Origin of the sequence: Sphingomonas sp. S6 (assembly GCF_043498045.1) — a bacterium.
GTDB lineage: Bacteria > Pseudomonadota > Alphaproteobacteria > Sphingomonadales > Sphingomonadaceae > Sphingomonas.
Window position 1 is genome coordinate 1 of the sequence record NZ_JBIEOE010000024.1, and the last position, 21203, is coordinate 21203.

The 21203-nt window shown below is 65.6% G+C and carries 24 protein-coding genes; 11 read left to right on the forward strand and 13 right to left on the reverse strand.

Going from position 1 to position 21203, the window contains the following annotated elements:
* Positions 1 to 61 precede the first annotated feature (61 nt).
* Positions 62 to 214, forward strand: coding sequence for a hypothetical protein (locus ACGVWT_RS18175; protein ID WP_394427633.1), 153 nt, complete (start codon positions 62 to 64; stop codon positions 212 to 214).
* A gap of 526 nt (positions 215 to 740) precedes the next feature.
* On the opposite strand, the gene ACGVWT_RS18180 is transcribed toward ACGVWT_RS18175, so the two are convergent.
* Genes ACGVWT_RS18180 through ACGVWT_RS18200 form a run of 5 tightly spaced genes read right to left on the reverse strand, consistent with a single transcriptional unit; the run spans position 741 to position 3995 of the window.
* Complete coding sequence (locus ACGVWT_RS18180; protein WP_018251363.1) at positions 741 to 1694, reverse strand: replication initiator protein A; 954 nt, start codon at positions 1692 to 1694, stop codon at positions 741 to 743.
* 54 nt (positions 1695 to 1748) lie between these two features.
* On the reverse strand, positions 1749 to 2045 hold the full coding sequence (locus tag ACGVWT_RS18185) for a ribbon-helix-helix domain-containing protein (RefSeq protein WP_126002747.1): 297 nt from the start codon (positions 2043 to 2045) through the stop codon (positions 1749 to 1751).
* A gap of 2 nt (positions 2046 to 2047) precedes the next feature.
* Positions 2048 to 2695 (reverse strand): ParA family protein, encoded by a 648-nt coding sequence (locus ACGVWT_RS18190; RefSeq protein ID WP_018251365.1) that lies wholly within the window; start codon positions 2693 to 2695, stop codon positions 2048 to 2050.
* Between the two features lie 44 nt (positions 2696 to 2739).
* Positions 2740 to 3381: a histidine phosphatase family protein gene (locus ACGVWT_RS18195; RefSeq protein ID WP_018251366.1), complete on the reverse strand. Its 642-nt coding sequence runs from the start codon at positions 3379 to 3381 to the stop codon at positions 2740 to 2742.
* Entirely contained in the window at positions 3378 to 3995 is a 618-nt protein-coding gene (locus tag ACGVWT_RS18200) for a recombinase family protein (RefSeq protein ID WP_018251367.1), read from the reverse strand. Before ACGVWT_RS18200 ends, ACGVWT_RS18195 begins: the two co-directional genes overlap by 4 nt.
* A gap of 180 nt (positions 3996 to 4175) precedes the next feature.
* Here ACGVWT_RS18200 and ACGVWT_RS18205 point away from each other — a divergent pair, with 180 nt between their 5' ends.
* From ACGVWT_RS18205 to ACGVWT_RS18215, 3 genes are read left to right on the forward strand one after another with little or no spacing between them, the layout of a single operon-like run.
* Positions 4176 to 4451 (forward strand): metal/formaldehyde-sensitive transcriptional repressor, encoded by a 276-nt coding sequence (locus ACGVWT_RS18205; protein ID WP_018251376.1) that lies wholly within the window; start codon positions 4176 to 4178, stop codon positions 4449 to 4451.
* 11 nt (positions 4452 to 4462) lie between these two features.
* Positions 4463 to 5404, forward strand: a complete 942-nt coding sequence (dmeF, locus tag ACGVWT_RS18210) for a CDF family Co(II)/Ni(II) efflux transporter DmeF (RefSeq protein WP_018251375.1) — start codon at positions 4463 to 4465, stop codon at positions 5402 to 5404.
* Positions 5404 to 5754 carry a DUF3147 family protein gene (locus tag ACGVWT_RS18215; protein WP_018251374.1) on the forward strand — a complete coding sequence of 117 codons (351 nt, stop codon included), beginning with the start codon at positions 5404 to 5406 and terminating at the stop codon, positions 5752 to 5754. The genes dmeF and ACGVWT_RS18215 overlap by 1 nt, the downstream gene beginning before the upstream one ends.
* Here the strand turns inward: ACGVWT_RS18215 and chrA are convergent.
* Together chrA and ACGVWT_RS18225 are read right to left on the reverse strand one after the other, a co-directional pair.
* Entirely contained in the window at positions 5751 to 7160 is a 1410-nt protein-coding gene (gene chrA / locus ACGVWT_RS18220; RefSeq protein WP_018251373.1) for a chromate efflux transporter, read from the reverse strand. The two genes, ACGVWT_RS18215 and chrA, sit on opposite strands and share 4 nt — an antisense overlap.
* The gene (locus tag ACGVWT_RS18225; RefSeq protein WP_018251372.1) at positions 7157 to 8107 is read right to left on the reverse strand and encodes a chromate resistance protein ChrB domain-containing protein; all 951 of its coding nucleotides are present in this window, start codon (positions 8105 to 8107) and stop codon (positions 7157 to 7159) included. The genes chrA and ACGVWT_RS18225 overlap by 4 nt, the downstream gene beginning before the upstream one ends.
* A gap of 94 nt (positions 8108 to 8201) precedes the next feature.
* Between ACGVWT_RS18225 and ACGVWT_RS18230 the strand changes: the two genes are divergently transcribed.
* The 3 genes from ACGVWT_RS18230 to ACGVWT_RS18240 all read left to right on the forward strand — a co-directional run bounded on the left by ACGVWT_RS18230 (position 8202) and on the right by ACGVWT_RS18240 (position 9803).
* Positions 8202 to 8324: a hypothetical protein gene (locus tag ACGVWT_RS18230; protein ID WP_267903937.1), complete on the forward strand. Its 123-nt coding sequence runs from the start codon at positions 8202 to 8204 to the stop codon at positions 8322 to 8324.
* A gap of 16 nt (positions 8325 to 8340) precedes the next feature.
* The gene (locus ACGVWT_RS18235) at positions 8341 to 9240 is read left to right on the forward strand and encodes a DUF1259 domain-containing protein (protein WP_018251370.1); all 900 of its coding nucleotides are present in this window, start codon (positions 8341 to 8343) and stop codon (positions 9238 to 9240) included.
* A 236-nt stretch (positions 9241 to 9476) separates the two neighbouring features.
* The gene (locus tag ACGVWT_RS18240) at positions 9477 to 9803 is read left to right on the forward strand and encodes a Rap1a/Tai family immunity protein (protein ID WP_018251369.1); all 327 of its coding nucleotides are present in this window, start codon (positions 9477 to 9479) and stop codon (positions 9801 to 9803) included.
* A 114-nt stretch (positions 9804 to 9917) separates the two neighbouring features.
* Here ACGVWT_RS18240 and ACGVWT_RS18245 read toward each other — a convergent pair whose 3' ends face one another.
* From ACGVWT_RS18245 to traA, 6 genes are read right to left on the reverse strand one after another with little or no spacing between them, the layout of a single operon-like run.
* Complete coding sequence (locus ACGVWT_RS18245; protein WP_394427641.1) at positions 9918 to 12518, reverse strand: AAA family ATPase; 2601 nt, start codon at positions 12516 to 12518, stop codon at positions 9918 to 9920.
* Positions 12519 to 12562: 44 nt separating this feature from the next.
* The gene (locus ACGVWT_RS18250; protein WP_018251380.1) at positions 12563 to 13396 is read right to left on the reverse strand and encodes an Eco29kI family restriction endonuclease; all 834 of its coding nucleotides are present in this window, start codon (positions 13394 to 13396) and stop codon (positions 12563 to 12565) included.
* On the reverse strand, positions 13393 to 14580 hold the full coding sequence (locus ACGVWT_RS18255; RefSeq protein WP_229668350.1) for a DNA cytosine methyltransferase: 1188 nt from the start codon (positions 14578 to 14580) through the stop codon (positions 13393 to 13395). Before ACGVWT_RS18255 ends, ACGVWT_RS18250 begins: the two co-directional genes overlap by 4 nt.
* Positions 14546 to 14989, reverse strand: coding sequence for a very short patch repair endonuclease (locus tag ACGVWT_RS18260; RefSeq protein ID WP_020493517.1), 444 nt, complete (start codon positions 14987 to 14989; stop codon positions 14546 to 14548). The genes ACGVWT_RS18255 and ACGVWT_RS18260 overlap by 35 nt, the downstream gene beginning before the upstream one ends.
* Position 14990: 1 nt before the next feature.
* Positions 14991 to 15689: a DUF6118 family protein gene (locus ACGVWT_RS18265; RefSeq protein WP_018251383.1), complete on the reverse strand. Its 699-nt coding sequence runs from the start codon at positions 15687 to 15689 to the stop codon at positions 14991 to 14993.
* A 12-nt stretch (positions 15690 to 15701) separates the two neighbouring features.
* The gene (gene traA, locus ACGVWT_RS18270) at positions 15702 to 18614 is read right to left on the reverse strand and encodes a Ti-type conjugative transfer relaxase TraA (RefSeq protein WP_026189171.1); all 2913 of its coding nucleotides are present in this window, start codon (positions 18612 to 18614) and stop codon (positions 15702 to 15704) included.
* Positions 18615 to 18785: 171 nt separating this feature from the next.
* Here traA and ACGVWT_RS18275 point away from each other — a divergent pair, with 171 nt between their 5' ends.
* The 4 genes from ACGVWT_RS18275 to ACGVWT_RS18290 form a co-directional block, all read left to right on the forward strand.
* A complete protein-coding gene (locus tag ACGVWT_RS18275) occupies positions 18786 to 19112 on the forward strand; it encodes a conjugal transfer protein TraD (protein WP_081614895.1) in 327 nt (108 codons plus the stop codon).
* A 16-nt stretch (positions 19113 to 19128) separates the two neighbouring features.
* On the forward strand, positions 19129 to 19356 hold the full coding sequence (locus ACGVWT_RS18280) for a conjugal transfer protein TraD (RefSeq protein WP_026189172.1): 228 nt from the start codon (positions 19129 to 19131) through the stop codon (positions 19354 to 19356).
* Positions 19353 to 19637 (forward strand): hypothetical protein, encoded by a 285-nt coding sequence (locus tag ACGVWT_RS18285; RefSeq protein ID WP_018251386.1) that lies wholly within the window; start codon positions 19353 to 19355, stop codon positions 19635 to 19637. Before ACGVWT_RS18280 ends, ACGVWT_RS18285 begins: the two co-directional genes overlap by 4 nt.
* On the forward strand, positions 19637 to 21203 hold a 1567-nt coding region (locus ACGVWT_RS18290; RefSeq protein WP_394427645.1), incomplete at its 3' end, for a type IV secretory system conjugative DNA transfer family protein. The genes ACGVWT_RS18285 and ACGVWT_RS18290, both read left to right, overlap by 1 nt.

The window sequence follows — 21203 nt, forward strand, 5'->3', positions numbered from 1 at the left end:
ATACCAGCATCCCGATCTCGCCGCCTGACACACCGCCAAGCGAACAGCCTAGAACACCAGGATGAGGGGTCCCTTTTCGACGCCGATCACCCCGCTAACGGGGTCCCTTTTCCACGCCGATCCACAGCTGCGGCAGGGCGAACGCCCGCTCTGGGCGAAGAAAATCCGCTATTACGATCAGCGCGAGTTCGCCCGCCTGTTCGATCCGGCGTGATCGTACACACCGGCAAGGTGCAACGGTGAGCTTTGGGATATCGCCTGACCTGCCCTGTCCGCCGGGCCTAACGCTGACAGGCACACACCGCCCGATCCGCTTTGCTTCTCCTGGAAGCCTGCGGCCGATAGGCCGCCCTTGTGACGGCGATAGCCGGCACGAAACAAAGGCGCATTGGCCCGTAGGGTCAATTCCGCAATGTCTTCGAGCTATCCGGGTGCGGAGTGCTGGTGGGTTAAGAGATTCTGTTAAATAGGAATCGTTAAGAAGGTTAAGGCTGGAAAATGGGCCAAAAAACCCACGTTTCCTGCGGCCTTCCGGGAACCCCCGGTGTGTGATCCCACGTGATTCGGTGTGTGATCCCACGATAGTAGGGTGTGTGATCCCACGACGCTTCGGTGTGTGATCCCACGACAATTTAAGTTCGATCTAGACTGTGAATACGGCTGCCTGACTATGTGTGGAGCGCCAGCTTGGAGCGCCTATGAGTTTCCTCGTGGCACCCCGGTGTGTGAAACCACGATAGTCAGCGCCCGCGAGCGAGCTTGTCCATAAGATCGTCCACCTCGGCCGCGCGGCGTCGATCGGCTTCGACTCGGCTCCGCCGCTCTTGCTCGGCCTCCAACCTAGCGGCCAGCGCCAGTGCCTCGGCTTCGCCGCGTAGGCGGAACAACACGGCAGGGCTGCCGTCTGCCGTGGCTGCCATCTCCATAGTGTAATCGGGAAGCTGGTCGGCCTCCACGACTTTGCGAAGCATCCTGTTGAACTCCTTGGGCTTGCTGTCGCTGCCGGTTTTGTCGCGCAGCACCTCCACCCGGCACGTCCACCCACCCTTTTGGTTGCCGGCATGTTTGCGTGCGATGCGGTACAAGGCGCGCTCTAGCCCGCCAGTCAGCAGGAAATAGTCCTGGTGCATGGTGAGCAGCGACCGCTCTCCCATGATGCCCTCATAGACCCAGTCCGATAGGGTGATTGTCATGCCCCGGGGCTGATCCGTGTCGGGGTCCACCTCCAGCGTCCACTTGTCGAGCCAATTGAAGCCGGCCTTGGTGCGCCGCTTCGGCGCACGGATAGACGTCGATATGGAGGTCGTCTGAAGCCGCTGGAGCGCGGCTTGCAACTCCTGATAGGCCCGGCCGCTAGTGTCGCGCTTGATCGCCCTTAGCAGGTCATAGGACGTGGTTCTAAGCGTCCGCGGAAGATCGTTGACCCCCTGCTCCCGCATCCGGTTGAGTGTCGAGGCTGCCCATATGAGAATATCGGCGTCCCATATCGTCGCCATGCCATATGCCGGGATCGCCTCGATCTTCACCCACGTTTCGCCATCCGGACTGCTATATTCGATCGGCTTCACCCGCTTGCGCTTCTGAAGCGAGAAGAACGGCCGCTCCATCGTCTCCCGCTGGTCCTTCAGCGGAAGATCGCCCATCAGCGGGATAAACAGGTCGAACTCAGGATTAGGGTTCGGGCGTTTGGTCATGCAGCATCAATCCTGCCATCCTGCACACTTGGGGATGTGCAGGTGTGCACACTATCACGCACGGCCAAATTGCCGATCAGCATCGTACTTGGCGACCAGTTCGCTGATCGCTTCGGCGAGAAGGTCCTGATGGCTGCGCCTCGTTCGTGCCGCCAAGACCCGGAAGGCCTCGGCCGTGGGGTCCGCCGGGTCGAAATAGGCACCGAGATGGTATTTGCCTGGCCGCTTCCCGCTCGATCGGGCGCTGCTCGCCGACGACACCGGAGTTGCGATCGGCGAATTATCCGCCTCTGCCTCGCGACGGGTTTGTGGCGCCACTGCCGGGGCCAACAGAGATGTCCGCTTCGCCATGTTCAAGCCTTCACGTTTGCAGGTGTGCAATTTATCAAATCATCAAGGAGGTGCTTCTGCAAGGCTGCAACCTCTTGGGCAGCCTTGCCTTTTGGCTCATGCTCGATGACGCCCAACCCGTAGGGCCAAGCTGCACGATAGGCGCTACGCTCTCGTAGAACGGTGCGCGCAACCCGGAGGCCGGTCGCTTCGGCAAGTGTCCGCGCGTCGTCCAGCAATGTGGACGCAGTTGGGGGAGCGGCGTTCAGCACAACAACGCCTGCCCGCCCGGTGCTGGTGATGAGTTGGGCAGTCCGCTTGATCGCATCCAGGTCGATAAGCGAGGGACGGCAAGGGATCACCACGAGGTCCGCGCGCTGGGCTGCGGCTGCGGCTTCCGCACCGGCAGCCGGTGGCGTGTCGATGATGGTCAGAGCAAACCCGTTTGCTTCGGCAGCATCTATCGCTTGGTCGAGCCGGCGCGCGCTGATCGGCTCCACATGGGGCAGCTCGGCCTCACGCCGTTCGCTCCACGCCGTTGCGCTTTCCTGCGGATCAAGGTCAAACAGCGCCGTCCTGATCCCGGCCGCCTGAGCGGCGACCGCAAGATTTACTGCCAGCGTCGTTTTACCGACTCCGCCCTTTTGCGCTGCAAGTGTGATAATCTGCACGTGTGCACACCTTCATTTCTGATACTGTGACGTTATGCACAATATCAGAATGGCACAACCCTGCTGTGACTCGCGCCCGGTGGTTCGTGGCTCCAACCTGCATCCGATAATGCGAAGTGCACCAGCTCCGCGTTGCCGATCGCAGGCGGCTCACCCTTTCGCCAGAAGCCCAGCATCTTGCCACGATCGTCCAGCGTGCTTTCTGTCACGACCGCACGCACCGCCTGGATGAACTGCCCGTGGCTGAACACATAGGCGAGGCCGGGGGAGGGCAGGGCGGCAAGCCGTGCCAGCACCGCTTCAGCACGGCGAAGCAATGCCCCGAAGCTCTCCGCACCCTCCCCGTCGCAATAGGCGGGATCGGCGTCGGTCCAGTACCGCTCCAGATGGGGCATTCGCTCGCTGCTGCGTGTGCCGTTCCACTGGGAGGGCTGGAGATAGGTAAACTCCTCGATCGGCCACACCTCCACCGGGACGACCGGAAAGCGCTGGATCGTCGCCTCGGCCGTCTGACGGGTGCGAAGATAGGGAGAGGTCACGATCAGGCTGGGCGTCTCGGTCCAAGCCCGCGCTACCTCCCGCGCCTGACGCCATCCCAGCTCGGTCAGCTCGATGGATGCGAGGTCATGGCAGGGCACGCCGGCGTTGCCGGTGCTCTGCCCGTGACGGATGAATACGGCCCTCATGCCGCCGCCTCCTTGTCCGCCAGCTCCCGCAATCCCTTGTAGAGCGTCGTGCGGCTCACGCCGTACCTTTCGGCTACGGCTGTCACGGTCGCGTCGGGGTCGGTCAACAGCAACCGGGCTTCGCGGAGCTGCCGGGAGGTGAGGGCAGGGGGGCGCCCGCCCATGCGTCCGCGGGCGCGCCCTGCCGCCAGACCGGCACGGGTACGTTCGCCGATAAGGTGGCGCTCGAAGTCAGCGAGGCTGGCGAAGATATTGAACACCAACTTGCCTGATGCCGTGGTCGTGTCGATCGCCTCGGTGACGCTCTCAAACGCGATGCCGCGGCTTGCCAGCTCGTTCACTGTCGCGATCAGGTCCGGGAGCGATCGGCCAAGCCGGTCGAGCCGCCACACCACCAGCGTGTCGCCGGCACGCAAGGCCTTCATCGCCTGCGCCAGCTCGGGCCGGTCGGCGTGCTTGCCGGATGCGTGCTCCGAATAGATCGGCTCGCATCCCTTGGCGCGCAGCACGTCAAGTTGCGGAGCGAGGTCCTGGTCGGCGGTGGACACGCGCGCATATCCGATCCGACGTGTGCCAGCCTGGCCGGGCAGGGGGGTGGCAGCCATGTTCAACATTCAACCTGCGACAGGGGTTTTCTGATCGCAGTTTTTCGCACGGGTTATTGAACAATTCAATGCCGCGAAACGCCAGCTTTCCTGCTGCTGCCGATGGTGTGCATCAAACGGCCGTTTTCTGAACAGCGGTAATGCGCCGGGTTGTTCTTGCGATCTGCCCGGCATAGGGGAGGGGGGTATATGGCTCATCTCTCCGGTTCCAACGCCGACCTGATCGCACGCGTGCGTCGTATCGCCGGCCAAGTCGGGGCCGTCGAACGCGGCCTCACGTCAGGCGACTCCTGCGCGACGGTTCTGCACTTGGTCGCGGCCGTCCGCGGCGCGGTGAACGGGCTGATGGACGAAATTATCGCCGAACACCTGGAAGCGCACGTTGCTCGGTCGGGGCTGACGGACGAGGAGCGCGCCCACGGAGCCGACGAGCTGCTGGCGGTGATCCGCCGTTACGCCAAGTAGGATTGTGCTCGATGCCTACCGCTTCCGAAATCGACCGCTTTGCCCACGATCACGTTTTCCTGGGCAGCTCGCACGACGAGAACGCCCGCCGAACCCTGTGGGTGGTCGCACTCACAGCCGTGATGATGGTCGGCGAAATCATCGCCGGATACCTGACCGGCTCGATGGCGCTGCTCGCGGACGGGTTCCACATGGCGACGCACGCCGGCGCGCTCTCGGTCGCTGCGGCGGCTTATGCGTATGCCAAGCGTCACGCGCGCAACCCGGCCTATAGCTTCGGCACCGGCAAGGTTGGCGACCTCGCCGGTTTCGCCTCGGCCATGGTGCTCGGCCTGATCGCGCTCGGGATCGGGGTGGAATCGGTGCTGCGCCTGTTTCAGCCCATCACGGTCGCATTCGGGGAGGCCACGATCATTGCCGTCGTCGGCCTAGGTGTGAACATCGCCAGCGCCTTTCTGCTCTCGAGCGGTCACCACCATCACGGGCACGGGCCCGGGCACGATCATCACCACGGGCACGATCATGCGCACGCCCACGGCTCTCACGGCGGCGACAACAACCTCCGCTCGGCCTATGTTCATGTCCTCGCCGACGCGCTCACCTCGGTCCTCGCCATCGCGGCGCTGCTCGCCGGCCGGTATCTCGGCTGGGTCTGGATGGACCCGGTCATGGGGATCGTCGGCGCGGTCGTCATCGCCCGCTGGTCATGGAGCCTGATGCGCGACACGGCCGCCGTCCTGCTCGATCGCACCGACGCGCATGTCGCCGACGAGGTGCGCGAGCTGGTCGAAGCTCCCGGCGACGCCCGAGTGACCGACCTGCACGTCTGGAAGGTCGGACCGGAAGCGCACGCGGCGATCGTCAGCGTCGCCGGCGTTCGGAATGGCGAGCTGGTCCGCCAGCGGCTCGCGCCGGTTCACGAGCTGGCGCACCTCACGGTCGAGGTGCGCTGATGCTCTACCTGCTTCTCAAGGCCGGCATATCGGCCGTCATCATCGTCGCCGTGTCGGAGATCGCCAAGCGCAGCCCCGGTTTCGGCGCGCTGATCGCCTCGCTCCCGCTCGTCTCGGTGCTGGGCATGATCTGGCTCTGGCGCGACACGCACGATCGGGCGCGCATGGCGGCCCATGCCGGCGCGACCTTCTGGTACGTGCTGCCGTCCTTGCCGATGTTCCTACTCATTGCGGCGATGCTCAACCGCGGCGCGCCGTTCTGGCTGGCGCTCGCCTCGGGGTGTCTCCTCACGGTTGCGCTCTACCTCGCGATGACGTGGGTGGGGCCGCGCTTCGGGCTCCAGCTCTAAGCGAGCCCGGACAAGCGAAGCGCGACGCCCGCCGCAGCGCACGCGCCTAAGGTCGGGATCACGCCCGACTTGAACCGGAACATCGCGACCAGGGCCGCGACGGTCAACGCTAGCGCGGCCGGGTCGAGGGTGGACAACACCGGCACGTCCAGCGTCCTGCCGGCGATCGGCAGGGCGCGGACTTGGTGAAACAGGGTGTGGAGCGCGAACCACACCGCCAGATTGAGCACCACGCCGACCACGGCTGCGGTGATGGCGGCGAGCGCGGCCGACAGCGCCTTGTTACCGCGCAGCTTCTCGATGAACGGCGCGCCCAGGAAGATCCAGAGGAAGCAAGGCACGAACGTCACCCAGGTCGTGAGCAAGCCCCCCAAGGTGGCGGCGAGCAGCGGGGGCAAGCCGGTCGCTTGCCGGAACGCGCCCATGAAGCCGACGAACTGCGTCACGATGATCAGCGGCCCCGGCGTCGTCTCCGCCATGCCAAGTCCGTCCAGCATCTCGCCGGGACGAAGCCAGCCGTAGTTTTCGACGGCCTGCTGAGCGACATAGGCGAGCACGGCGTAAGCGCCCCCGAACGTCACCACCGCCATCTTGGAGAAGAACAGCGCGATCTGCGTGAACACATTGCCCGGTCCGACTGACGCGAGCAGCGCCGCAATCGGCGCGAGCCACAGCGCGAGGAGCGCACCGCTGATCCGGAGCGACCATGCGAGGCTGGGGCGGGCGTGGTCGGGGACGTGCTCGCCAAGCGCGGTTTCGGCATCGCGGACGATCTTGCCGCCCGATGCACCGTGGCTGCCCCCGCCCATGAAGGCGGGGTGGCGTGCGCGCCCGCCAAGGAAGCCGGCGATGGCGGCCGCAAGAATGATGATCGGGAAAGGAACGCCAAGGAAGAAGATCGCCACGAACGATGCCGCCGCGATCCCGCGCATGACGTTGTTCTTCAGCGCGCGCGAGCCGATGCGCACGACGGCCTGAAGCACGATCGCGAGCACGGCGGCCTTCAAGCCGAAGAACAGCGCCTCAACAAAGGGGACGTTGCCGAACAGCGCATAGACCCAGCTCAGCGCCATGATCGCGACCAGGCCGGGGAGCACGAACAGCGCGCCAGCGACAAGCCCGCCCTTGGTCTTGTGGAGCAGCCAGCCGATGTAGATGGCGAGCTGCTGCGCCTCGGGGCCGGGCAGCAACATGCAATAGTTGAGCGCGTGAAGGAACCGCTCCTCGCCGATCCATCGCCGCTCCTCGACCAGCACGCGGTGCATCATCGCGATCTGGCCGGCCGGGCCGCCGAAGCTTAAGGCGGCAACCTTGGCCCAGACCCGCAGCGCTTCGCCGAAGGGGATGCCGTGATCCCGCGGGCTCGGGCCTGCGATCGGCGCGGTCGCGGTCGCCTCCATCGTCATTCTCCTCGTCGCCTGGTGAAGTGGGCGTAGAAGCCGTCGAGCGCGCCCGCGCCTCGCGCGAGCCGGTCGGGGTCGTCGGGCGTGGCGGCGCATATCCCCTCGATCAGCGCGCTGACGCCGGCCGTCTCCGGCCGGCCGAACTTGTCGTCGGCGATGTCGAGGTCGTGGATGATCTCCGACAGCGCGACGAGCGCCGGGTCGCCGTCGAGCCCTCGGCGGAACACCAGCGTCTCGAAGGTGCAGCGGTCGCCTTCGTGCGTGAACTCGGCGTCCGCCATGTCGAAGCGCAGCTCGCCGGGCTCGGGGGCGTAACCCTTGCCCTCCACGAACTTGAAGGTCGCGTCCGGGTCGATGAAGCGCCGGATCAACCACGCTGACGCGATGCGGTCGACGTGGATGTGGACGCGCGTGACCCAGGTGCGCCCGCGAAGCTCGGCCTGGGCCAGCTCGGGCGCGCCCGGCCCGGTCACGTCGGGGTGCTGGCCCGCCCGGGCTTCCGCCGGGGCAAGCGCCGCCTCGGCCGTTTGCCGCCCGTGCGCGCCGAAGAAGTCGATCGCGGCGATCTCGTCCAGCCGGCGGCGCAACCGGCGAACCTCGCCGGGGGGAACATACTCGCCTTCCGCCAAGGTCCGCGCCTCGCGCGCCAGCTCCTCGTAATCGGCATCGCGCGCCGCGTCGAAAGTTCCGCGAAGCTCGGGGTCACCGATGCCACCTACCAGCCGCGCCTCTAGGATCAGCGCCTCGCCGCCATTGTCGGCAATCTCGCGGTGCAAATCCTCGAACAGCGCGCGAGTGTCGGCGCGGTTGGGGAGCGCGTGGACCGCGTTCTTGAGCGGCGCGGCCCCGATCGCCTGCAAACGCCGCCACACCTTCACCCGCAAATAGGCGGGCTTGGCGGGAAGCTGCGGGATCAACAGCAACCAAGGGCTGGGTTCGGCGTTCGTCATAACTGTATCATCCGGATTTTGGAGTGTAACGGTTGCATCATCGTTCATGCAACCATAGACATGCTTGGGTTGGCGAACGCGCGAGGAGAGGGCGATGTCACGTCTGACCGGGACCATGCTGGCGCTGCTCGTCTCGGGCGGGATCGCTCCTACCGCGGCGCACGCGCAGCGCGGGGAGACCGTCGCGTTGCGCGAAGCCTATCCGTGCCGGCGCTGATGATAGGAGAGATTGGATGATGAAACCCCTTCTGGCCGGCGTTCTCGCCGCGCTCGCCGCCCCGGCCTGGGCCGCGCCCGACTGGAACAAGGTCGATGCTGCGCTCGGCCGACCGGGCACCGAACAGGCGGGCGGTGTCCATCGCTACGGCTTCCCGCGCTCCGACCTGCACGTCACTCTCGACGGCGTGGCGATCAAGCCAGCACTGGCGCTCGGCTCCTGGGCGGCGTTCCAGCCGATGGGTGACGACACTATGGTGATGGGCGACCTGGTGCTGACGCACGAGGAGGTGAACCCGGTGATAAGCCGCCTCTTGGCCGGCGGCTTCACGATCACCGCGCTCCACAATCACCTGCTGCGCTCCGCGCCCGCCACCATGTACCTGCACATCGCCGGGCATGGCGACCCGGTGAAGCTCGCGACCGCGTTGCGCGCCGCGCTGGCGGAAAGCCGCACCCCGCTCGCCGCGCCGTCCAGGGACTCGCAACCGCCCTCAGCCGGGGCCGGCAGCTCGCCGCCCGTCGATCTCAACACGGCCGCACTTGACGGCGTGATGGGGGCCAAGGGCAAGCCGAATGGCGGCGTCCTCCAATACAGCTTCCCGCGCGCGGAAAGGTTGATGGATGCCGGTATGGTCACGCCGCCCACGATGGGAACCGCGACCGCGATCAACTTCCAGCCGACCGGGGGCGGCAAGGCCGCGATCACCGGCGATTTCGTGCTGGTAGCGAGCGAGGTCGATCCGGTCATGCGCGCGCTGCGCGCCAGCGGGATCGAAGTTACGGCACTGCACAATCACATGCTGAACGACGAGCCGCGCCTGTTCTTCATGCACTTTTGGGCGAACCAGGATGCAGCCAAGCTCGCCCGCGGCCTGCGCGCTGCCCTTGACAAAATGAACCTGCAACGAAGCTGACGATCAGGCGATCGGCTTTTCGGGCCGTCATCGCCGCCCGACCCCGACCACGGCCCGATGGGCAACTGGAACAGCGCTGGCAAGACAGTCGAGCTGTTCGTGACGCCCGAAGGCCAGGTGCTCGGTAGCGAGGAATGAAAATGCGATTGAGGCGTGTCAGCACCTTAAGCTCGGACGCGCCCCTTCACCCGGCCCAGCCGGGTTCGGAAAGGACGAAAACGGTGAAACGTGCAACCATGATCTTGGCGCTGATGGGGGCGGTCGCTCCTCATGCTCCGGCGCTGGCGCAAACCAAACAGTCGGACATGCAAGGTGCCGCGCTTCTCGCGAGCTGCCGCGCCGCGGAGCAGAGGTGTGGAGCATATCTCCAAGGCGTGCTGGACATGATGATCGTCGCGCGAAAGGCCGAGTGCGGCGCGCCGCGCGATGATCGTGCGGCCTTGCGTGCGGCCTATCTGCGCTGGGCGGAACGGGACAGCTATTTTCAGAGTGTCCACATGGTCGCGGGGGCCGAACAGGCCTTGAGTTCGGCTTGGCCGTGTCCGGGGCAAGTGAACCGCTAACAGGCTCCCCTAAAGCTCTCAGCTACTTCGCCTTGATCGTGGCAAGACACTCGGCTCAGCCTGTTCAACAATCGGTCGTTTTCTGAACAGGCTAACCGCAAGCTCTTGTCATCTTTAGGGGAGCCTAACTGCATCCTGACGCTGGCGAAGGTCAGTCGCCCAACGATTGAGTGCGTCAATCTCCGCGGCTAAGGCCTCGGGACGGGGCAGGGGACGATTCAACTCTCTCGCCGATGAGTGAAGCAATTCGGAGCATCGTCCAAAACCATCGCGCATGGCCTCGCAATCGGCAGGGCTAATCACCGTAAGCTTGATGAGGCCGCCCGTGCTGACCTTGTAGGATAGCCGGCGCAAGACATGCCCCACCGTTTCCTCAACGGCGGTCTCCCACGTATCGCGCAGAACACCGGCGATCGATTTGACGGTCACGCGCCAATTATCCTCGTCGCCTTGCTCGAAATGACGCCGTTCGTTTGCGAGCTGGCGGGTAAGGGCGCCCATGATTTCGACGGCGCGGCGCGCTTTGAAAGGGGGCTCGTTGCGGCAAAATCCAGCCTTGTCCGCTCCCCGCGACACTGATCCCATCGACACTTGCGGACGTGGCTGCGCCTCTTGGGCGGCTCGCTCCAACTCGAACAGGAAAGCGAGGTCATGGGTTAACACGATCACCTGCCGGCGCGAAGCTTCATCGATGAGACGCTTCGCCACAGCCTCTCGATGCATATGGTCGAGCGATGACACCGGATCATCGAAGACAATCCCGGACTGATTGCCGGCGGTCGCCAGCTCGGCCATGAACGCCGCTAGAGCAACACAGCGATGCTCCCCTTCGCTCAAGACCTCACCCACAGCGGCCCTGGGCTGCCTGACAAGCGCCACCTTGAAGCGGGGAATGCCTTGTGCGCTGTTCTGCTGGCGCAACTCGACGGCTAGGTTCGCTATCCCAAAACTCGCGACCTCAACCGCAAATTGCGCGCGAAGTGCGTCTGTGACGAGCGCCTGCGCGATCTCGGTGCTCTTGCCCGTTATACGATTGGTCGTGGTCGCGCGCTGCGCTACCTCCAACTGCGCGATCTCACCGCGACGTGCGATCTCCGCAAGCACGTCGTCCTTAACGCCGGCCAGCCACTGGCGATCGGTAAGCTCCGCTTTCTCGGCGATCAAAGCGGCACGGACCGGCGAGCCTGCTTCGGCGATGAGCGCGGCGGACCGGGCCTCAACTTCCGCCGCGAGATTGATGATGGCTTGGCGGTCATAGGCGAGGATGGGGGCCTCAAGCACCAGTGCCGGATTGGCGTGGCGGCGAGCGATCCAACGGTGACGCCAGCGAGCCTCCACCAAGTTTCGGCGTAGATCGTTCGCTACAGCATCCTGGCGCAGCTCGTCACGTATGGTCGCGACAATGGCGCGCGCATCCGAACCACTCAGCCCGCTGCTGCGGAACGTCGTCACGGCATCCTCATGCGCGACGCGCGTTGCCTCGGCACGTTGCTGGCTATCGTCACGAACGAATGCCTCAAAGCGACCGAGGCGATCTGCCGCCTCCGGCGCGAGTTCCTGCTGGCACAGAACGCACACATCACCCGGCTCGATCGCCGGAAACGGCTGGCCTGGGTATGCTTCCTGCTCGGAATAGGTCCGAGCGCTTTCCCATAGCCCACGCCATGCGTCGCCGCCGATCGCCGGCAAGGGCTCGTCCCGAAACAGGGCTCCTGATGCCGCTATGGCCGCCTCCCGAGCCGCCTCCCTAGCTGTGGCAAGCTGACGCAGCCTTCCAGCATTTGCCGGAGCGAGGGCGCTGAACAGGCGGTCTAATGATGCGACCTGGTTATCGATCTTTGTCCTCAACGCGGCGAGCTGACGTGCGGCACGCGCGGGATCACCTGCGAGATCAGCGGTAATCTGGGCGAGGCGATCCAACTCGCCCTGGTTCAAGGTCGCTAGGGCTTCCACCGTGGCGGGATCAGTACCTGCGGCCAAGCCGGCGAGGAGACGGCCTACCTCGCTTGTCGGGCTGCATGTCGGCACCGAGATAGCTTGCGGCGTACGAGCCTTGATCGTTGAAATCTCGCCAGCGAGCTTGTCCTTCACCGACCTGCAGAGCTGCGCGAGCGAGGCCAGCAGCTTCAGCGGGAAGGGTGTATAGGCGAGGTCGTTCGTTTCCTCGACGTGGATATTGGCGCAACGAGAGTCGAAGACGCTGACGGCGGTGAGCGCGGCATCGCCTGGAGTGCCAAGCCGCCACACATAGGAATGTTCAGCGCCGCCTATTGTATAGTCGATCGTTGCCGTGGGAATGCCGGGAACAGCCTCGTAAATGTCGGGGATGATGTCTTCGCGATTGGGCGTCCTGGCACGGCAAGCTTTTTTCAGAATACGCGAATAGCCGGATTTGCCTGATCCATTGTCACCATAGATGATCGTTAGGCCATGCGGCTGAAAGGCCAACCGCTGATCGGGCGCCAGCGCATTAACGTGGTTCACGCCATGGACGCGGCGGAGATTGACTTGGCCTTGAATGCGGGCGGGATCACGGAAGTTGTCAGCAGACACGGGGTCGGCCGCTACCTGGCCCTTGCAGATGGCAACCAACTCATCGACATCATGGTCGGCGAGGCTATGTCCTGTAGCTAACCGACGAAGCGCGTCACGCTGCCAGCCAGGACTATCCTCCGACCAAGTGACGATGTTCGCGAGTGCCTGTGCTTCGCTCATTGTTGTGATCGCCCCTTCGATCTCCCCCAATTGGGTTCTGTTGATTACACCTGACGCAGTTCGTCCAAAAAGCTGGTCAGCACATGCTCAAGGTCCGGAAATACCGGGTGCTCCTCAAAATGCCGGCTTAGCTCCGTCTCGATCGTTGCCGGCGATTTGGCATCTTCCTTGGACTTTTCCGCCCATTTCCGGCCGGGATGGAGCGTGTCCCACGGCGAGCGCTTATTGGCTCGGGTGGTCGCGTCATCTCCATGCTTGCCCAAGCCATAGAGTATGCTCGTCTCGCTGTTCCAAATCGGCCGGAACAGATGGATCATGTAATCCTCGGCCGCCGTTTCCCAGCCGCTCTGAACGACCAGCGATCGGAACTGAAAGTCGGCAAGGTCGAGCGTGGTGATGGCCGTACCGATGTTCTTACGGTGGTCTGAAAGACGCCCACAAAGCCGCGGCCCCTGCTCCAGCGGGGTACGGGCATTGTTGATCGCGGGCGCGGCCTGGCCGACGTAGATTGGCGTCTCGCTTCCGCTGATGGGCGCATACAGCGGAAATGGGCCGTTGTAGTAGATGGCGTAGATGCCGGAGCCATAGAAGCGCGGTATCTCGGCCAACGGGTGACGCTGCTGCGCGACCAGCGCGAGCGAGACGAACCGCCCCACCACCTTGGGATTGCTGGGATCAAACACCGCCGAAGGCTGCCGGATCGGGTCCAGCGTGTTCAGAAAAGAGCCTAGCTCCTCGATGACACCCCGGATTTCCTTCTCAAGCGTCCGTCGCCGCGGCGCCGACAGGGTGGTCGAGGTCGTCTGTTCGATGAGCTGGTCGAGATTCGCGCGCAGTTCGGCGATCGGCGACGGCGCGGGTGTGGGTTTACGGCTCATGCGGCGGTCAAATGCCTCGCCACGTTCTCTCCAACGGCCTGCGCGAGCTTCACCGGGACGGCGTTGCCGAGCTGGCGCATGGACTCGGTCCATGAGCCATGAAAGCGGTACTTGTCAGGGAAGGTCTGTAGCCGGGCGCTCTCTCGGACGCTGAAATAGCGCACGCTTCCATCGGCGCGACGCAGCATGTTCTCGCCCCCCGGGACACCGTGGACGCCCGCCTTGAGCGTCTTGGCTGGTTCATCAAGCGGACTGCCAGTGTGGCCCACATAGCTGCGGGCGCCACCTTGGAATCGATGGTTGAGGCAGGCAGCCGCGAGTTCCGGCTGAAGCTCCGGATCAGGAAGGTCTCCGATCGCGTCCCGCACGGTCAGCCACGGCTTGTCCGCCGGCTTCTCCAACAGCGCCATGCCGCGGGCGCGGAAGCGTGGATCAAGCACCCGGTCGCGCTTGGCGATCTCGTGCCGCTCCCAATAGTCACCCGTTCGTACCTGCTCCCATAGCAACGCTTCGAGCGAGTGGGTTGCCTCCGGGAAGGACCATTCAATGCCAAGGTCCGCGCGGAAGCCGACGAACACGACACGCTCACGCCGTTGTGGCACCCCGTGATTGGCTGCGTTGAGCACCCGATACACGACGTTGTAACGCAGCTCGTCCGAACCGCCCTTGGCGGTGTGGTGACGCTCTAGGCGCGCCATGTGCTCCATCCACGTCTCGCCCGGCCGCAACGTGAGTTCGGGATAGGTGAGCTGGTGGACGATATGAGCAAGGTAGGTGGCGAAGCTCGCCCTGGTCAGCCCCTTCACGTTCTCAAACACGAACGCGCGCGGGCGCGTCTCGCGCACAACCCGGACAGCTTCCGGCCACATGTCGCGCGCGTCGGCATGTGCTCGATGCTTCCCGCCAAGGGAGAATGGCTGGCAAGGTGGTCCACCCGTCACAAGGTCGATCTTGCCTTCGTGCTGTCGAAAATCGACGGCTCGAATGTCACCCTCGGTCGGCAACGGCCAATGGCTAATACCACCCGCCTTTACCTTGCGGTTCTCTCGAATCGTATCGCAGCACCAGCGATCCCATTCGACCACCTGCATGGGACGGAATCCCGCCTTGCTGATCCCCATGCCCAGCCCGCCGGCGCCGGCGAATAGCTCAATGGCCCGCATGGGCGTTTCCTTGGTCGTCATCGAGAAATCCACGTATTTTGTTCTTCAAGTGTTCCGTTTGCCCGCATTCGCATTCCCAAACAACCAGCTCCCGCCAGCCCTTTCGGTCCAGCATCGCACGATTGCGCTCGTCTCGATCGCGGTTGCCCTCCAGCTTCGGTCCCCAGAAATCCTGCCGGGATTTTGGCATTCGCGCCAGTTTGCAATTCGGATCGGGATGACGATGCCAGAAACATCCGTGGACAAAGATGACTTTCTTCCGGCCGCGAAACACAAGGTCGGGGCTACCGGGTAGACGCTTGTCGTGAAGCCGATAGCGGTAGCCCATGCCATGCACGATGCGGCGCACCAGCATCTCGGGCTTGCTGTTCTTGCCCCGAATGCGGCTCATGCGCTCGGAGCGGCCTGCCGGGGTGAGAGTGTCCGCCACCCTAACGCCTCGCCTCGGGCTCGATCTTGATCGTGCAGCGCACCGCCTCTCGCGCCTTATCCGCGCGCTTCCGGCACGCCTCCAGCGCCTGCCGGTTAGCGGTGACGATCCGATCGCCTGCCGCGATGTTGGCGAAAGCGTCCGGCGCGCTGGCGCGCATGAGGTGCTGGCCGCCTTCCCACATCGGCAGGTCGAGCGAGCGCGCCGCCATCTTCTCCGGCCATTGCCAGCTCGCGGGCACGGCGCGGGCAACGATGCCGGCGAACACCGCCCACAACATCATCCCGACCACCACACCGCCGATCGCGCTCCACATCAGCCAGCGGTTCTGCTCGTCGCCCCGGCGCGCTGATACGACGTAGCCGTGAAGCTGGCGGGTCACGTCCTCCAGGCCGGTGCGCGCCGTGGCGATCGTCTGCCGGTCTTCCTGGCGCGCCGTGCTCGCCGCTGCGGTGATCCGTCCCGCCAACTGTTCGGGCGTCATCGCCAGCATAGGGCTTTTGACCAGCATATCGACGCGCTGCGCGGTGGCGGTGATATTGTTAGCGATGACGCCCAGCGTCTCGGAATAGTCGGGCGGCTCGGGCACCTCCATGCGCTCGGCCGTCAGACGCTCGACGGCACGGCGCATCAGCGTCACCTCGGCGCGCAGCTCCTGGAACGCCTGCGCGGCTTCACTCGGCCCTTCCTCATCCGCCATCACGTCTTCCCCTTATCGGCTCATGCCCCTGTCGCGCTCGCGGCCGATCCCGATCGACTGCTCCAGCGATCTCTCGATGCTTCGGCCGCGCTCCAGTTTTAGCTCCAGCTCGGGCGCACGGCGCTCCAGCGCCTTCGCCAGCTCGGGGTCGCGGCGTAGCCCCTCGGCCATCACACCCATGCGCGTGGTAGCCTTTTCCACCCGCGCCTGGTCGCCGCCTGCCCGCTCGCGCGCCAGCCCACGCCAGCTCTCCACGAACCGGTCAGCGCGCGCGCCGGGGTCGAGCCGCACCCGGCGCTCCTCGGCCATCGCGCGCACCGCACCGCCTGTGTTGCCCCCGGCCGCCTGCCCGATCAGCCCGGGATCGCGACGGAACGCGGAAGCGAGATCGCGCGCGCCATCAGGCCGCACCTGATCCAGCGCCTCGCCGGCGCGGCGCAACGCGCTCTCCTGATGCGGCAGCACCGGCAGATCCTGCGCGCGCATCCGGCCTATATCGGCAGACGCCCGCGCATAGCGTTCAATTGCCCTGGCCTGGTCCGGCTTGCCGCCGATCGCCGCCTCGGTGCGATCCGGGGTAGGTGCCTTCTCCGGCGTGGCGGCAGGCTTGGGCCGAAAACCCGCGAACATATCCTTGGCCTTGTCGCGGACCTGATGGACGATTTCCCGCGCCCGCTCGGGCCAGCGTATCTCCCGCCGCTCGGCGAAGCTGCGCGCCCTGTCCTCATCGGACGGCACGGCATAGTCGCCGGCCATGTCCTTGGCGCGGTCGCGTGACAGCGTGCGGGCAAGCTTCGCCAAGTCGGCGAAGTCGTCACGGCCATAGTGGAGCTGCACCCCGTCACGGTGCCGCGACATGCCGACATAGGCGCTGTGCCGGTCCATGCCCGGCGTCGCGAGGAGGTGCGCGCGATCGACAGTCACGCCCTGCGACTTGTGGAAGGTAGCGGCATAGCCGTGATCGACCGCGGCGTAGTCCTTGAGGTCGAACGCAGCGTGCCCACCCCCGTCGAGCCGTACCGCCATGTGCCCGCCGTCGATCCGCTCCAACGTGCCCAGCGTGCCGTTCTTCACGCCAAGCGAGCGCTCGTTGCGCAGGAACATGATGCGGTCGCCGGCCGCGAAGTCGCGCGCGCCCCGATCGACGGTGACGCCAACGTCCTCGCCCAGCCCGCCCGACGCGCGCACCCGTCCGCGCGCCTCCTGGTTCAGCTCGCGCACCTCGGCATTGGTGTGGGTGAGGATGATGCGCGTCTGGTCGGGATCAGCCTGGCGCTGGCGATCCCAGCCTTCCACCAGCTCGGCGCGGGCCTGCTCGCGCGTATCGGCCGCGTGGACCATGCCGCAGTCGCCATAGGCGTGGATCGCCTCGCCCGTGCGGCCGGTCGCCAGTGCCCGCGTCGCGTCCTTCTGCCAGCCTTCACGCTGTCGGCGAACCTCGGTGATTTCGGCCGCGCCGTGCGCTTCGGCGATCGACCGGAACGCCGCGCCGGCTTCGATCGCCTGCAACTGCTCGGGATCGCCCACCAGCACCACCTTGGCGCCCGCGTCGCGGGCACGGGACAGCACCCGCTCCATCTGGCGGGTGCCGATCATGCCCGCCTCGTCCAGCACCAGCACGTCGTTGCGCGTGAGCTGGTCGCGGCCCTGTGCCCAACCATGTTCAAGGCTGGCGATGGTGCGGGACCGGATACCTGATCCGCCCTCCAGATTCTCGGCCGCGATCCCGGACAGGGCGGCGCCGCGCACCTGATAGCCCTCGCGCTCCCAAGCCTCGCGCGCAACGCCCAGCATCGCCGACTTGCCCGTGCCGGCATAGCCGATGACCGACGCCAGCCCGCGGCCCTCGGTGATATGGTCGAAGGCATCGCGCTGCTCGCCCGACAGGACCAGCCCGCGTCCTTCCGCAGCCTCCAGAGCGCCGGCACGGTGCCGGTCGGACACACCATGCGCGTCGCGCCGCGCCAGCTCGTCGCCGGCTTTCTCCAGACGCGCCTCGGTCGCAATCATCTCGCGGGACGTGAACCGCTCCTGGTCGCGCCCGTCTTTGCCCAATGCCACCAGCTCGGGACTGGCCCGCACCGCCGCCATCACCTGGTCGAACTGCTCCTTGCCATCCGAATGACGGAAGGCGAACGCAGCAAGATCGCGGGTGGTGAAGGTCGCCTGTTGCCGTGTGATGCCGTCGAGCGCGATGCGCGGGTCGGCCGCGATCTTCTCGCCATTCTCCCGCGCGATGCGCCGGTGATCCTCGGCACGCTCGGCGTCCTCGCCGCGGTCGAGCCGGCGCATTCCTGCCGGGCCGATCTTGTGCTGCGGCTCCAGCGCAATGCCCTGGTCTTCATAGGAACGGTGGTCGATCCGCCCCTCCAGCCCCAGCTCCGCCATGCGCTCGTTGACATGCGCCGCCCACGCTTCGCGCCAGCCCTTCAACAGCTCGGTCGAGTTCCAGTCCCGGACCTTCTTGCCGAACCCCTCCTGCCCAACTTCGCGCATCGCCAGCATGACATGCGCGTGCGGCTTCGGGCTGCCATCCTTGGCCTTGTCCCAATGCACGTTGAGGTCGGCGACCATCCCGCGCTTCACGAACTCCTTCTCCACGAAGTCACGAGCGAGCTGCACGCCCTGCTTCTCGTTCATCTCGCGCGGGATCGAAAACTCTACCTCACGCGCCAGTTGCGCGTCCTTGCGCTTCTCTCCTGCCTCCACCTCGTTCCACAGCGTCGTCCGATCCAACAGGCGCTCCGGTGCGTCCTTCGGCAGCAGCACTTCGGAGTGGATGACGCCCGCCTTGTTGGAGAAGTCGTGGCTGCGTCCAAGCCGCGCATCGTGCAGCTCGGATGCGGAGCGATAGGCAGCGGACGCAACGGCGCTGGAGCCGTTCGCACGGCTGATGACCTTGGCGCTGAAATGATAGATCGCCATCGCGACCGGCATGATGCACTTCTTAGCGCACGTCGGCAACGACGTATAAGCGCGCACTCATGATCTGCTTCGCATCTCCTGATTGACTCGGTGCTGGCTGTTGATGTGGGTTGCCCTCCCCTATAGGTTTGCTAGGCTGCTGCGGTCAAAAACGCGGAGAAAGGAAGCACCATGCGCAAGGTGCGGGACTATAACGCGGAGCTGAAAGCGCTGGAGGACAAGGCGCGTAGTCTGAAGGCGCGCCGGGTCGAACAACTCGGCCAGCTCGTCACCGCCACGGGTGCCGATTCACTCGACATGGAAACACTCGCCGGCGTGCTACTCGATGCCGTCGCCTCACAGAACGCGGAAGCGAAGGAGGCGTGGCGATCGAAGGGCGCGGCTTTCTTTCAGCGGCGCGGGCGCAAAGGTGGGCGAACTGCTGGCGGCAACCGTGACAGCGCTGGCACGCAACCAGGCGCTGATCCAGCGTCTGGAAGCGACACGGCGTCGGACTGATACGCGGGGCTGGGTCGTGCAACGGCGCGAACGCACCCGCCACCTGATCGAGCTGGGCGGCCTCGTCCAAAAGGCCGGTCTGGTCGATCTTGCTGATGACGATCGCGCGACCATTTACGGTGCGCTGCTCGAACTGGTCGGACGCGCTCGCGGCGATGATGCCAGCGATATGGTGGCGCTCTGGAAGCGACGCGGCAAGCGGGCCTTTGACGCGGAAGCGGAAGGCAAGGAGACGGTGGCATGACGACGCTCGACCTTGACGCTCTCCGGACGGAAGTTCGCGCGCTCGACTATGTACGCGGCACGCCTGCGGAAGCCGCGATGTGGCGCGAGGATGACGCGGACTCCCGCGCCAATCTCGCCATCGAGGGCATGGACCTGAACGCGGAGGATGAGGCGCTGTTCGACATGCTTCGCGACGAGGCCGTGCCCCCTCCCCTCGCCACGCAAATCATCCTCAAGCTCTACGATCATCCCAACGCCGATCCGGGGCTGGCGATCACGCCGCTGGAACGGGCCGGCTGATGCCCGGCCGGCGGATCAGCCCGCTGTTCGCGGTGCTCGTCGCCGCGGTCGTGCTGTTCGCCAGCCATAGCTGGCTCAAGGGCATCTTCGGTTATGGCGAGATTGCCACCGACATTCCGTTCCTGCTGGCCGGCGCGATCCTGTTCCTGGCCTGGCGCGTCAATCGCCGCGCCGCGAACCGGCGCAGCTCGCTGCTCGGCTCGGCCCGCTTCGGCGATCGGGGAGACGTGCGCCGGCTTGAGGGAAACGGGGATCTTCTGATCGGCCGCTCCATCGAAGGCGGCAAGCTGCTGCGCTACGACGGACCCGCCCATCTGCTGACGATGGCCCCTACCCGCTCAGGGAAAGGCGTCGGCACGATCATCCCCAACCTGCTCACGCTGGACCGCTCGGTGGTCTGCATCGACCCCAAGGGCGAGAATGCCCGCGTCACAGCCCGTGCGAGGGCCGCCAAGGGCGATGTGTGGTGCCTGGACCCCTTCGGCGTCTCGGGGCGCCCCACGGCCCGCTACAACCCTCTGGCGTGGCTTGATCCGACCAGCCCCGACTTGGCGGAGGATGCACAGACGATCGCCGATGCGCTGGTCCATGACGCACCGGGGCAATCGGGCGAGGCACACTGGAACGAGGAAGCCAAGGCGCTGATCGCCGGCGTGATCCTGCACACCGTCGTCCACGAGCCCCCTGCCCGCGTCACGCTGGCGACCGTGCGCGACAAGCTCACCCGCGATCCCGCCGGCTTCGCCACGCTGCTCGCCGACATGCAGGCCAGCACCAGCGCCGGCGGCCTCATCGCGCGCGCCGCCAATCGCCAGCTCGGCAAGTCGAACCGGGAGGCTGCGGGCGTGCTCTCCTCGGCGCAGCGCCACACCCACTTCATGGACAGCCCGCGCCTGGTGGACAGCACCTCGGCATCCGACTTCCGGTTCGCGGACCTGAAGGAGCGGCCGGGCACCGTGTTCCTGTGCCTCCCGCCCGATCGGCTCGACACCTATGCGCGCTGGCTGCGGCTGCTGGTCGGGCAGGCCGTCACCGACATGGCGCGATCCCCTGCCCGCCCGGCAAGCCCGGTGCTGTTCCTGCTCGATGAGTTCGCAGCCCTCGGCCGACTGGAGCCGGTGGAACGTGCGATGGGGCTGATGGCGGGTTATGGCCTCCAGCTCTGGCCGATCCTTCAGGACATGCACCAGCTCCGCGCGCTCTATGGCGAACGCGCCGGCACCTTCCTGTCCAATGCCGGCGTGGTCCAGACATTCGGGGTCAACGATCATGCGACGGCCGACATGCTCTCGCGCACGATCGGCGACACCACGATCGAATATGAGACCGCCAGCACGTCACAGAAAACGAGCTGGTTCGACAGCCCGGACCATTCCACCAGCGTCAGCGGCCACGTCGCCGCGCGCAGGCTGGTGACACCGGACGAAATCATGCGGATGCCCGCCGACACCCTTCTGCTGCTGCGGCTGTCAATCGGCGTCCAAAAAGGACCCCCTATCGGCGTGCAAAAGGGACCCCCTTCGTCGAGCAGCGTAACGGGTATGACGGGCGCACTGTTCGTGCTGG